11 protein-coding genes and 3 pseudogenes are annotated in these 12,728 nt (G+C 58.9%); 5 read left to right on the forward strand and 9 right to left on the reverse strand.

The window, feature by feature from the left end:
- Positions 1-768: 768 nt before the first annotated feature.
- Positions 769-960, forward strand: a pseudogene (locus ABQJ48_RS36700) (transposase domain-containing protein); the annotation flags it as partial.
- On the opposite strand, the gene ABQJ48_RS36705 reads toward ABQJ48_RS36700, so the two are convergent.
- Positions 937-2,406, reverse strand: a complete 1,470-nt coding sequence (locus ABQJ48_RS36705) for a purine-cytosine permease family protein (RefSeq protein WP_367842781.1) — start codon at positions 2,404-2,406, stop codon at positions 937-939. The pseudogene ABQJ48_RS36700 and the gene ABQJ48_RS36705 overlap by 24 nt on opposite strands.
- 217 nt (positions 2,407-2,623) lie before the next feature.
- The gene (speB, locus tag ABQJ48_RS36710; protein ID WP_367842782.1) at positions 2,624-3,577 is read right to left on the reverse strand and encodes an agmatinase; all 954 of its coding nucleotides are present in this window, start codon (positions 3,575-3,577) and stop codon (positions 2,624-2,626) included.
- 153 nt (positions 3,578-3,730) lie between these two features.
- On the opposite strand from speB, the gene ABQJ48_RS36715 reads away from it, so the two are divergent.
- Positions 3,731-4,645 (forward strand): LysR family transcriptional regulator, encoded by a 915-nt coding sequence (locus ABQJ48_RS36715; protein ID WP_367842783.1) that lies wholly within the window; start codon positions 3,731-3,733, stop codon positions 4,643-4,645.
- A 97-nt stretch (positions 4,646-4,742) separates the two neighbouring features.
- Here the strand turns inward: ABQJ48_RS36715 and ABQJ48_RS37985 are convergent.
- Together ABQJ48_RS37985 and ABQJ48_RS36720 are read right to left on the reverse strand one after the other, a co-directional pair.
- Positions 4,743-4,853 (reverse strand): annotated as a pseudogene (locus tag ABQJ48_RS37985) (IS5/IS1182 family transposase); the annotation flags it as partial.
- Positions 4,853-5,056: pseudogene (locus tag ABQJ48_RS36720) on the reverse strand (hypothetical protein); the annotation flags it as partial. The pseudogenes ABQJ48_RS37985 and ABQJ48_RS36720, both read right to left, overlap by 1 nt.
- Before the next feature lie 397 nt (positions 5,057-5,453).
- Here ABQJ48_RS36720 and ABQJ48_RS36725 point away from each other — a divergent pair.
- Positions 5,454-7,304, forward strand: coding sequence for a flavin monoamine oxidase family protein (locus ABQJ48_RS36725; protein WP_367842784.1), 1,851 nt, complete (start codon positions 5,454-5,456; stop codon positions 7,302-7,304).
- A gap of 78 nt (positions 7,305-7,382) precedes the next feature.
- Here the strand turns inward: ABQJ48_RS36725 and ABQJ48_RS36730 are convergent, their stop codons facing one another.
- From ABQJ48_RS36730 to cueR, 5 genes are all read right to left on the reverse strand, one after another.
- The gene (locus ABQJ48_RS36730; RefSeq protein ID WP_367842785.1) at positions 7,383-7,844 is read right to left on the reverse strand and encodes a hypothetical protein; all 462 of its coding nucleotides are present in this window, start codon (positions 7,842-7,844) and stop codon (positions 7,383-7,385) included.
- A gap of 41 nt (positions 7,845-7,885) precedes the next feature.
- The gene (locus ABQJ48_RS36735) at positions 7,886-8,350 is read right to left on the reverse strand and encodes a hypothetical protein (RefSeq protein ID WP_367842786.1); all 465 of its coding nucleotides are present in this window, start codon (positions 8,348-8,350) and stop codon (positions 7,886-7,888) included.
- 186 nt (positions 8,351-8,536) lie between these two features.
- Positions 8,537-9,577 carry an ABC transporter substrate-binding protein gene (locus ABQJ48_RS36740; protein WP_367842787.1) on the reverse strand — a complete coding sequence of 347 codons (1,041 nt, stop codon included), beginning with the start codon at positions 9,575-9,577 and terminating at the stop codon, positions 8,537-8,539.
- A gap of 833 nt (positions 9,578-10,410) precedes the next feature.
- A complete protein-coding gene (locus ABQJ48_RS36745) occupies positions 10,411-10,557 on the reverse strand; it encodes a DUF3563 family protein (protein WP_367842788.1) in 147 nt (48 codons plus the stop codon).
- 181 nt (positions 10,558-10,738) lie between these two features.
- Entirely contained in the window at positions 10,739-11,164 is a 426-nt protein-coding gene (gene cueR, locus ABQJ48_RS36750; RefSeq protein ID WP_367842789.1) for a Cu(I)-responsive transcriptional regulator, read from the reverse strand.
- Between the two features lie 122 nt (positions 11,165-11,286).
- Between cueR and ABQJ48_RS36755 the strand changes: the two genes are divergently transcribed.
- Together ABQJ48_RS36755 and ABQJ48_RS36760 are read left to right on the forward strand one after the other, a co-directional pair.
- Positions 11,287-11,520, forward strand: a complete 234-nt coding sequence (locus ABQJ48_RS36755) for a heavy-metal-associated domain-containing protein (RefSeq protein WP_367842790.1) — start codon at positions 11,287-11,289, stop codon at positions 11,518-11,520.
- Between the two features lie 13 nt (positions 11,521-11,533).
- Complete coding sequence (locus ABQJ48_RS36760; RefSeq protein ID WP_367842791.1) at positions 11,534-12,454, forward strand: dTDP-4-dehydrorhamnose reductase family protein; 921 nt, start codon at positions 11,534-11,536, stop codon at positions 12,452-12,454.
- Positions 12,455-12,728: the final 274 nt, after the last annotated feature.

A 12,728-nucleotide genomic window follows, 5' to 3' on the forward strand; every position in this document is an offset into this window, starting at 1 on the left:
GGCGCTCAACGACTTGACGCCGGGCGAGTTTGCCCGGCAGCACAGCCTTCGGCCTACGGCCGAAGGCTCATGAAAGGCCTGACACTAACATTGCAATGTGTCCAGGAAACCCAAGCGGTTCAGGTCTGCTGACGAAAGGCATCGCGGCTGTGGCGGGCTTTGAGGGCGCCGGTGCGCTAGAGTCCCTGGTTGAGAAGCTGGAAGGCGAAAAGCAGGACGACGCGGGCAATTCGCAAGGAGTTGATAGCGCAAATTCACAAGCGTAATTTCGCCTTACTGACAGGCCCGTCGGGCAGTACAACAAATAACCGGTAGCGCGGGTTCGTGATCCGAGCCAGCACCTGAGTTAAGGTGAGGTCAGTCAGGGAGCCCTTGAAACATCAGGGGCTTCTTTTTTGTCTGTGCTGAGGGCTTACAGTTCAATTGAGGTGTGTGAATCGCACAGCTAAACACTCGCGTCAGTGTCGGCGCATCATCACGACAGGTTGGCTGCCTCACGCGGCGCTTCCAGTAACGGCACGAGTGCCACGTGTTGCGGCATAGTCGTCGTTTGGTCGGATGCGACTGCTGTGCGACCGGCCTGATTCCTGCGAGGAACCAAGCGAAGCCGATTGGACCTTCGAGCACGACCACCCACGCGCAATCCGGCAGCAGATTCGGGCGCGCTTCGGTCGTGTCGAGCCAAGGTGCGACGAGGGTGCGACTCAGGCCAGTCGCGCGTAAGCACTGCGTGAGTCGCGCCGCATTCGAATGGTCACGAGGAGCCGAGGAGCGGACTCAGGCGGAGAACGTGCAGCCGCGATGTACAGCCTGATCGGATCTGCCCGCATCAACCGCGTTGATCCCGAAGCCTACCTGCATTACGTCATCGAGCGCATCGCCGATCACCCGGTGAACAGCATCGACGAACGGCGTCAATTGCCAGTACGGCCAGTTTCAGATGCAAGTCGCTATATGTAATGGTTGGCAAACATGAGGCACGGACACGCGACCATACCCATCGCAGACATAGCGATGACCCTGTCGATCCGGACGGTGGGTATGCCAGGTCGACGCGAGCCGCCATGGGCCCGCGTTCAACGTCACGTCAATTGATGGCGTTAGGGACGGCGAATCCCAGACATCAACAATGTTGAAGAAGGGGACCATTGCCACGAAGCCAACCAGATACGAAACGATGCCTCGCATCTGCCACGCGCCATAGATACCTTGCGGCGTAAAGAAGTGAGGAATCGCGTAACGGCCCTTGCGAACGAAGAAATAGTCCACGAGGTTGACTGCCGTCCAAGGTACCAGGAAATACAGCAGCAAGACCAGGAACGTGTCGAGAAGCGCGATACCGTCACCTTTGATGGACAAAGTAGCGGTCAGCACAATGGTACTGATTGCCGCGATAGAGATGATGCGTGCCCGGCGCGTCGGGGTAATTTTCCTGATTGAATCGACACCCGTCAGAACGGTCAGCATAGCGCTATACGTGTTCAGTGCGATGATGGGAAGGAAGCCTGCGACCGATATGATCACCAGCGCGCTGCCAAAGCCGGGGAACATGGCGGCACCAACCTGATTCAGCGCAGCCAGTGCGTCGGACGCCTTCAGTTCCTGCGCCAGCCACGCACCCAGGCCTATCATCCACGCGCCCGACAAAGATGCGCCAAGGAAAACGGCTGCGATCAGTTTCCTTCGGCTGGTGTTCTTCGGCAGGTAGCGCGAGTAATCAGAGACGTACGGCGCATACGAGATGTTATAGCTGGCGGCGATCGCAAACTGGGTAACAAAAGCGATCCAGTTGAACCCAAGGTTTGGCATCGGTGCGGCCGTGCCTTTGCCGATACCCAATATCAGCGCCGCCGTCACGATTGCGTAGAGCGGCAACGTCGCAATCAGGGCCCATCTGAACGCCTTGTGCAGCAGGTCGTGGCCGTAGATGGATAGCAGCGCGCCAACCAGAACCGCGGCGACGCCGACACACGCCGGGTTGAGCCCGAACACGCTCCTGAGGCCGCCCATGATGAGCGAGACGTTAACAATGTTGAAGCCTACAAACACGAACAACGTGGCCATCAGCGCGAGGATAACGCCGCGATAGCCAAACTGGGCCCGCGACTGAATCATCTGCGGCAACCCCATTTCCGGCCCCTGCGAGCCGTGAAACGCCATGAAAATCGTGCCGAACATGATGCCAAGCGCGCCAGCCAGAGTCGTCCAGCCCGCTGACAGACCCATGCCAGGGCCGACAAATCCAATGGAAATCGTGAAAAAATGGAAGTTGCCCAGGAACCAGAACGGCCCCTGGCTGCGAAGAAGGGCATGCCTCTCGTTTTCCGGAATGTAGTCGATGGAACGACTCTCGACTTCAAGGCCAGCGTCGACGCCATCAAGATCGATAGCTTCGGGATTATTCATGGGGACCTGTCTCCAAACACGTAGTTGTTGGTGCTTCATGGACCGCTGATACGATCCACGGTGAAATACGCCGCCCGGTTGTTGTGTCGCCCGCGTTCTGGCAGCTAACGTTCAGTGCACGGTTCTGCTTGTCCTTGCGACGGCGGTAGGCATTCGCCATCGTTCCCTTCAGGGTTGAACTGGAACCGCTCCGTCAGCAGGCAACCCACCAAGTGGTTCAACTGCGGCGCTTTACGCCCGGCAAGACGCACAGCAGTTCGTAGGCGAGATTTGCGCCGAGCAGCGCGGTGGTCCCGAACGGGTCGTACGGCGGCGCCACTTCAACCAGATCGCAGCCGACGATGTTCAGCCCATGCGAGCCGCGAATGATTTCCAGCGCCTGCGGCACGGTCAAACCGGCGATCTCGGGCGTACCCGTGCCCGGCGCGTATGCCGGGTCGATGCCGTCGATATCGAACGTGATGTATACCGGCCCGTCGCCCATCTGCTCGCGCACACGCGCCATTAATGGTTCGAGCGACTGGTTCCAGCACGCCTCCGCCTGCACGACCTGGAAGCCCTGATCGCGACACCAGTCGAAATCTTCGGCCGCATAGCCGGTGCCGCGAAGACCGATCTGCACGACGCGCTTGCAGTCCACCAAACCCTCTTCGACCGCGCGACGAAACGGCGTACCGTGCGCGATCTTCTCGCCCATCATCGTGTCGTTGACGTCCGCGTGCGCGTCGACGTGAATCAGTCCAACCTTGCCGTACTTGCGGTGAATCGCGCGCAGGATGGGCAGCGCGATCGTGTGGTCGCCGCCGAGCGTGATGGGTTTCGTGCTGTGCTGCAGGATCTCGTCGTAGGCAGCTTCGATGCGTCGGATCGAATCGAGCAGGTTGTATGGATTGATGGCGACGTCGCCCAGATCGGCGACACGCAGCGAGTCGAACGGCGCTGCGCGCGTCGCCATGTTGTACGGTCGAAGCAGGACGGACTCCGTACGGATCTGACGAGGACCAAACCGTGCGCCGGTGCGATTGGACGTCCCGAGATCAAACGGCACGCCCACGAAGCAGGCGTCCAGCCCCTCTGCGGTCGGCGCGTGGGGCAACCGCATCATCGTCGCAATGCCGCCAAAACGCGGCATATCATTTCCCCCGAGGGGCTGAAAATAAGCTTCGGACATAATTTCACTCCTCTTTCATTCATATGGCCTCATACGGCGAGGTCCCGTGAATTTAAGTGTTGTCGACCAGAATGAAAAAATGAATTGCGAAATTGACACGTTTACATCAACATCCGTCGATGTATCGTCCATATCGCTATAGGGGTAAAGGATTTGCAGGGAACATTATCCGATCTGGATCTCAGGCTGATCAGGGTTTTCCTGACCGTTGCCGATGCGGGAGGAGTGACGCTTGCCCAGTCGACGCTGAATGTGGGCCAGTCGACGATTAGCACGCAGCTCGCGGCGCTGGAGACGCGCCTTGGCTATCGCTTGTGCGAACGAGGCCGTAGCGGCTTTCAGCTAACGACGAAGGGGGAGCGGTTCTACGAGCTCAGCCAGAAATTACTCAAGCGTGTCAATGAATTCAGCCTTACGGCGCGGAACCTGGACAAGACACTCGTCGGCACCCTGAATATTGGGTTGATTGGCCATACGCCGATCAGCCAGAACGCGCGTATCAGCAACGCTATCGCCCTCTTCAGGCAGCGCGACGAAGCCGTCCGTTTCTCCCTTTCCGTCAGATCGCCGGGAGACCTGGAGGAACATCTGCTGAGCGGCGAGATCCAGATCGCCGTTGGCTATTTCTGGCACCGGGTGCCGACACTCGAATACACGCCGTTGTTCGTCGAGCGCCAGGTGGCTTATTGCGGACGCGGTCATCCGCTGTTCGGGAGCGCAGGAGAACTGCCGCCGACGAAGGTCCGGGATTACGAATGGGTCTGGCGCACCTATCCGCTACCAGAGGCGCAGATGTCGACCAGCCGGAACCAGGTCAGTGCGCAGGCAGACAACATGGAAGCGGTATTGCTGTTGATTCTTTCCGGCTATCACCTTGGCTATCTTCCTCAACATTTTGCGGCAACCTATGTGCAGCAGGGCCTGCTGATGGCTTTGAACGCCAAAAAGCTTCACTACGACGTGACCTTCCACATGGTCACCCAGCGACGCAGCCGGCACAGCCCTATCGTTCAGGCCTTCCTGGAAGACCTAAAGAATGCGCACCTCATTGGCACCGCCGGCGCATAGCGCGACCACCGCAATCACCGAAGCCGCGCTGGGTGCCACTTCATCGGCTTTCCCTTCAGGCTTTCCCTTCATCCCGTCGCGTTTGTCTTCGCCGGGGGTAGCCCGCGTAGCCCGAAGCTTCCTCTTCATGCCCGTGAAGCAGGACTTGCGCTGTGCCCGGCACGCTATGCGCCGGGCCCGGATCGGCATCGACTCCGATGTGGGCCTTCGCTCGGCCTTGTCATACGGGCCGGTGACCGACCGCAGCTGCAACCAGGGGATGACCTCCCCCATCTCGGCGAGAAGGCGTTGACGCCTGGTCACCCGCCTCCTGCCCGCACTATCCGCTTCCGCAAAACCGATCTGCCGCTGCGTCGCCGTGGGTTCTTTGCGTGAACTTCGTTCTACAACGTCCCCGGCTCTCGCTTCGATGACCACCGAGCCTGATAACTCAGCGTTTCCCCAAGGCGAAAATAAAGCAATAAGCATAAATCTTTTCGCATTGACAAGATATGACAAATTATCTTTTCGTATCAACTAGATTAAATAAAAAATGACCGTGCCCTGATGGCACGGCAGCCGCCGGCTCGCGGGCCAGCCATGAAGGCTATCTGTCACCGGGCGGCTCTGAAGGAACGCTTCGCTGTATGGCAATAGTGGGCGATTGCGGTCCTGTCAGCATCGCTGAATCATCAGGATACCTAAATTAATCATCATGCCCGGCTTATCGGCAGCAACCTGACAATGCCGTGGCGGCTTCCAGGAGGGTTTTTACGTGCTTGACCGGAGCGTCAATTCCGGGAGAGCCATTTTCACTAAGGAGTCAGAAATGCCAGATTTGCCAAGTCGCTATCGCAACACGCCTGGAATCCGCGGGCTCAATGCAACTGCCCTGGTTCCCGACTTTCCGTTTAATTATGGAAGATTTCTTTCTGCCGCAAAAGCAAATCGCCAGCCACTTGCCACGATCGATCCGTCAAATTTTGGGCGACAAATCTGGATCGTTGGAGCAGGCGCGACGGGACTCGTGGCCGCTTACGAGCTTATGCGAATGGGATTTCATCCAGTAGTCATCGAGGCGTCTGATCGCATTGGGGGGCGATTTTTTTCATTTCGCCGTGGTAGTCCTGGATCGCAAACGATTGCGGAACTAGGTGGAATGCGTTTTCCGGTTGCCGGCAAGGCATCGTATCACTATTTTGATAAAGTCGGAATGCTGGCTAATTCAACTGAATTCCCCAATCCGGGCACGGCAGCTGCAGTAAGTACGGTTGTCGACTTTAGAGGTCAGCAGGATTATTATGAGTTCCAGAGTTCCCGGTTTCCAGTTCCTGAAAAATTCACCAGGATTGAAGACAAATTTTTTGCGTTCCTGAACAGTTCGCCAATGTATTTCGACAAGGTCGTAAATGCAACCCTTGAAGGTCAGATAGATCAGGGGTATATAAAGCAGGTATGGAATTCCATGCTGACGCAGTACGGATGGGATAACTTAAGTTTTTACAATGCGTTGTCGAATGAAGCTCGCTGGGGATTTGACGATATTCAACTCTTCGGGCAGGTTGGATTTGGAACCGGCGGGTGGAACACGGATTATCCCAATTCCTTTCTCGAAGTGTTACGCGTAATGTATACGTCGCTTGACGTTGACCAGCGGCTCATGTATGACGGCGTAGATGCGATGCCAAAGCGTCTCTGGAGTTCTCCACCCGAATCACTTGGCGATACAATTGCATATTGGCCGCCAGGTACTACTGTAGAATCATTAACACGACGCGCTCTGGCGGAAAGAAACCTGCCCGGTCCATTGGGACTTGAGCTTAATAGCATTCAACGAAACCCGAATGGAGCGTTCACTATAACAACGCGCACAACCGACGGAAGCAGACAGATAATCCCTGATATTCCAGCAATTATTTACACCCCTCACGTTCGAATTCTCGATAAATTCCGCAGTACCAGCACTAATATCGAGTACCAGTGGACGACTGGACTCTTCGATTCCCAGACGTGGGAAGCGATTATGTACACGCATTACATGCAGTCCACGAAAATTTTCCTGGCAACGAAAAATGCATTCTGGAGGCAGCGTGATGCTGGCACGGGCAAAGAGAAAATGAGCGTGACCCTCTCTGACCGGTTGCCTCGTGGAACCTATCTGGTGGATTACAGTGGAAGTAGGGGTGCGGATCGAGGCGCTGGCATTTTCCTAAGTTATACATGGAATGATGATTCACTCAAATTTCTGGGTGGGCGCGCAGACATTATCGAAGAAACGGAGGAGCGTGGCAATCTATGCAAGCGGGTACTGGAAACCATCTATCCCAACGTCGATTTCGGCGGTGAAGCAGCGCTCACGAACGCAAATGTTTCGATCAGTTGGGAAGCGCAGCGCCTCTTCCTGGGTGGTTTCAAGAATAATCTTCCTGGGCATTATCGCTATCAGAAACGATTGTTTTCGCAATTCATGGACGGAGTTGATGCTTCGGGGCGTGGTGGGGATCGGTTTGTTCTTGCCGGCGATGATATATCATGGGTTGCGGGTTGGTGTGAGGGCGCTATTCACACCGCAATCAACGCCGTAAACAAGATGGCCGTTGCATTTGGTGGCGGTGCCCTCGCTGGAAACCCGGGCCCGATTAACGAATGGAATCAATTGCGACCGATCGATCTTCCATAGGAATGCGTGCTGAGAATGCATCTGGAGCACGAGCAAATGCAATGTTGCATTTAATTTTCAAACGGGATTAAACCATTCCTAATTATTCTGGCTGTTGACGAACCCCATGTTTTTTCGAAACATGGGGTTTTTCCTCGAAACTGGTCGCTGTTGCGATCTGGCTATTCTCGGTGAGCACCGGGTGCGCACCAGCCGCGCCGTTGTCCAGGAGGTCGCGCGATGCGCAGTTGCCGCGATCGGGATCATTGAAAAGGGCAAGCCACGGGCCTCCTGCGTGGTCAACTTCGCCTTGCCGTCCAGTACCTGGTCGAAGCGCCGACAGCCTCCTCCTCGCGGCCACATGCCGTCAGGAAGAGACTTAGGGCCGAGGGTCGCAGTGTCGATGCCCACCGATGACGCATACGCGATCGGGAGAGTTGACATGATCTGATCTTCCAGGCGCTTGACGTTCGGGCCCGTCTGCTGCGTGCAGCACGAAGCGCCCGCCAGGTTGATCGTCAGAATCCTCTGCGAGTAGTCGGTGTTGAACGTCGTGGTCATCGGCGCACTGGCCGGATTGGACTCGTCGAAGTTGATGATGATCAGACCGTCCTGCCTGGACGCGGCCGACGCCTGGATAATCGGAATCCATTTTTCAGGAACGCATCGATCCAGGTCAGGCCACCAGGCGCGCTGCTCTTGCCGCCCTTGCCTGCCGCTCCCGTACGGTCGCCGTCGTGGCCGTCATCGCACAGGTTAGGCGTGGTGAACCCGAAGTTCGGGGTGGTGTCGATCGACTTCAGGTCGTCTTCCAGGTTGTCTTCCGGATTCACGACGTGCTGGTCGCAATAGTCGAGATCGTAGATGATCGAGTGGAAGTACACGAACAGATTGTGACCGGTCGCGTAGGCATCGGCCTTGACGTCACCGGACGTGGCACCCGCCTGGACAGACTGGGTACCGTCGACCGCCCTGGCAGGATCCGAGCCTGCCAGCTTCGCCGTCCGGGTCGGGAAGCTGCACGTCTTCGTGCCGTCGTTGTTCAGGTCATTTCCTATATCGCCCATGTAACCCTTCCGGGTGAACCTGGTATCGTCGATCTGGTGCACGAGAGTCTTGACGCGCGCCGGATAGACACAACCTCCACCGGCGTGACCATTCGCATCGGTACCGGCCTTGAGGACCTTCGGACTGGCGCTGTCGTTACCAGCATCGACGATATCGGACCATAGGCTACCGCCTGCGCGTCGACCTCATTTCAGCTGCGCAGCGGCCTTACGGGCAAACTCGTTGGTAAAGGTGGCGTTGAGGTCGACCTTTTTTGGGTCTAGCCGGTTGTCGAAAGACGCCAGCGCGCGCAACGAAGTCGCAGGGCCATCCTCCGGCATCAAACCGTCCGGCGAATAGGCATCACGCACATTGTGAAACGCTTCGAGATAGAGCGCCGAGTCGTTCAGCAGATAAGCCGGGGGCACCATCTTGAGCAGATCCGCATCGCTCGCCGTTTGCAGCCAGTGATCGGCGCGCACGATCGCATTGGTGAGCGCCTGCGTCGTCTTCGGATACTTCTGTATGAAGCTCTCCGACGCGTAAGCTGTCGCCGCGGGCATGGTCCCGCCGAACACCTCCTGCGTGCCCTTCACCGTGCGCGTGTCGACCAGCACCTTGATCGCGCCACTGCGCGTCAGCTTGGTCATCATGGGGTCAACGTTGGATAGCGCGTCGATCTGACCGCTGCTCACCGCCGACAGCACCGTCGCGCCGCTGCCGACGCCGATCACCGAAATATCGCTGCGTTGCACGCCGGCTTTGCGCAGCGCCACAGTAAGCACCAGATCCGTCGACGAACCCGGCGCGCTGACCCCGACCTTCGCGCCCTTGAAGTCCGCCAGCGTCTTGATCCGGTCGGCCTTCGACGCGAGCACCGCGACTACGATCTGGGGTGCACGGCCCATCAGCACGAACGCCCGATAGTGTTGTCCCTTGGCCTGCATGAACAGCGTGTGCTCGAACGCTCCCGCGCCCACGTCGGCACTGCCGCCCACCACCGCTTCCAGCGCTTTCGAACCGCCCGCGAAATCTTCCAGCGTGACGTCCAGTCCTTCGTCCTTGAAGTAGCCCAACTGCTTCGCAGTCAGCACGGGCAAATAATAGAGCCCTGGCAGACCGCCGACGGCCATCGTCAGCGCCGGTTTTTCTGGCGCTTCTTTGGCAAGCGCAATACGAGGCAGTACCGCGAGCGCGAGCAGCGTCAGCAGGGCGCCGGTCGCGCGCGTCATCCAGTGAGCGGGCATTTGATGTCTCCTTGTTCTGTTATCGTTCGAAGCGGTGACCCGGCGCGCCAGGCAAGGCCCCAGCCGCCAGAGAAACGGCGTGGAACGATTGTCGTCGCACGGTTTGGCGCGCGCCATGCGCCCAAACCCCAATGCCGCTCGTTACCAAACTTGCGACGCATGCATCGGGGGAACGCAATGCCGGGGCCGCCAGCCAGAACAACTGACGGTGACCGAACCGTTAACCGGGATCGAGCAGAAACGCGGCAAGCAGGTGCGCCATCCGCGCTCAATGCGGAACTGGCACCGGGCGGGGCTGCGGTCGGGCCGGCGAACCGCCGCTTACCGGCAGTTGAATGTAAGGGGCAACCATGACCGGTGGCGACGGTTCTGGCGCCAGCTGGATCGGCTCTGCGATGGGCTGCGCACCGACAATCGGCTGCCACGACAGCGGACCCGTCTGGACCACTGAGCCGCTCTGGCCATTGTTGATACCGCCTTGGGAGTCGATGATCACCGGTCTGCGGACGCTGTCCGCCGTAGCGAACACGCTCGGCGCGGCACAAACCGTCGTCAGTACGACCGCAATCGCTGTTGCCAGGAAAGCTTGCGACCGGTGAACGCATGGCATGGCGGGACCTTTCGGGGTTGAGGATGCGGGGTACGCGAAATGTCTTACCTTACCGCGGCGTTGTCCGCCAAGCTAGTCGATATTCGCCAGACCTGGGCGGCGGCCTGCGTCGCCGGAAAACTCCGGGATCCAAAAGTGACAAAGCCCCGGTTGGACGGGGCTTGGCATTACTGCAGTTGGGGCGACCGCGGGGCGCGGCTCGGCCAACTCCAACAGCTGAAAATTACAGCGAGTAGCCGTCGACTTCGAGCGAGCGGATACGTTGTTCCAACTGCACGACATCCGAAGACGAGGCGAGGTAGGCTTCGCGGCGGTTACGTTCGGCGGTTTCAAACCAGATGCTCAGCTTTTCAATAACGAATGCAAACACGATGTTCTCCAAGGATCAGATTGAATCCCCGGTGGATCGGACATCAGGGATTTCCCGTAGAAGGGTTAACCCGAATTATAGCGCTGAGGTGCAACCGCCGTAATGAAATGCCTGCATGATCTGCATTCGTTTTTGGAATGGCACTCACGCGCCGGGGGCAGCTGGCTCGGTTTGAGACGATTCAACAGAGGGGGCGGCAACCTTTCTCCGAAACCACATCCGTATCGGCAAGCCGCTCGATGATGGGGCACTCCGGACGGTCGTCGCCATGGCAGTGGTCGGCCAAATGGGCCAGCGTGTCACGCATGTCGGTGAGTTCGGCAATACGCCGGTCGAGATCCGCGACGTGTTCAAGCGCTATCCGCTTGACGTCGCCACTGGCGCGGGAGCGATCGTGCCAAAGCGCGAGCAGCCGGCGAATATCTTCGACCAGGAAGCCAAGCCGGCGCGCTTGCCGGATAAAGCGCAGAGAATGGACCTCTTCGCGGCCGTAGACGCGATAGCCGGCGCCGGTACGTCCTTTCGCAGCGACCAGGCCAACGCTCTCGTAATAGCGAATCATCTTCGCCGTAACCCCCGACGTGCGGGCCGCTTCGCCGATATTCATGACCGTTTCCTCACAGATGTCCATGGATCGTACACCTTCCCATCATAGGAAGGTACACAAACCTAAACGCGGTTCGGCAGGCATAATTGAACGAACACAATCTGCTTTTGGAGAGAGTTCTTATGACAGTTGAATTTCAGGTAGAAGGCATGAGCTGCCAACATTGCGTCACGGCCGTCACAAGCGCCATTCGTGAGCACGATGACGCCGCGCAGGTCCGGGTGGATCTCGCCTCCGGCCGCGTGACGGTCGACTCCGCACAGTCGGTCGAACTGCTGCAGACCGCCATCCGCGAAGCCGGTTACAGCGTCACCGCCGTCACGCACGGCACGGCGGCCGGCGGCGCAGACCGCTAAGCGAGTTCAGATCATGTTCAAAGTTGCCGTCATTGGTGCCTCGGGCCTCCTCGGCCGCGCCCTCGTCAACGAACTGAGGCAGCAGACCGGCTGGCAAGTCGTCGCCACGACGTTCAGCAGACCAGGTCCTAACACCGTCATGCTGGACGTTCGCGACGGTCACGCAGTCGAGCGGTTTGTCGAACGGGAGGCGCCGCATGCGCTGGTGATTGCGGCGGCGGAGCGGCGGCCCGACGTGTGCGAGCGCGATCCGGCGCTGGCCCACGCGCTCAATGTCGACGCGGTGAGCACCCTGGCCGCGGCGGCCACCCGACGCGGCGCCTGGACGCTGTCGATTTCCACCGACTACGTATTCGACGGCACGCATCCGCCCTACCGGCACGACTCCGCGCCGGCTCCGCTCAATGCGTATGGACGTAGCAAGCTCGAAGGGGAACGCGCGCTGACAGAGGCGACCGACCTTGGATGCGTGCTGCGATTGCCGCTGCTGTACGGGCCAATTGTCGACTGGGCGGAGTCGGCGGTGACGAGTCTGGTACCGGCGATCGCCGCGTCGGCGGCATCGAACGGCGAGTGGGCCGTGATGGACGCATGGGCGATCCGCTACCCTACCTTCACTCCCGACGTTGCGCTCGTAATCCGGCAAATGCTTGAACGGCATGCGCGAGGGAAGGCGATTTGCGGTATCGCTCAGTGGTCCGGCGACGAACCGATGACCAAATACGAGATCGCCGTGCGACTTGCGCGAGCCTTGCGACTCGACCCGCATCTGACGCCCCAGTCAGCGCCAAGCGATGCGACGCCTCGTCCGCACAACTGCCACCTGGCGTCAAACCGGCTGGAAGTGATGGGGATCGGCCGCCGCACGCCCTTCGACACGGCGATCCGGCAAGTGTTGGCCGCGTTTCCGCGGCGAAGCCAGATGAACGTCTGACACGATGGCCAATAGGCGCGGCCGACCTCTACCAGTCGGGAAGCGGCGCGAGAGTCGGCGCACTGGCCAGTGACGCGAGCGGCGATCTGACTGCGACCCATACCATGTCGCATGGACTGATCGTTAATGGCCGCCGAATCGGTTCTGCGGCGTAAGCGGCTCGGCCGGACCGTCTCCCGATGCTGATTTTTCCAACGCATGATGGGCGCGTTTAGATTGACGGAGCCAGTCAGCCATGTCGAACGCAGGGAACCGTGCCCATTCCCATCGCACG

This window comes from Paraburkholderia suaedae (assembly GCF_040812055.1).
In the GTDB taxonomy this organism is placed as follows: Bacteria; Pseudomonadota; Gammaproteobacteria; order Burkholderiales; family Burkholderiaceae; genus Paraburkholderia.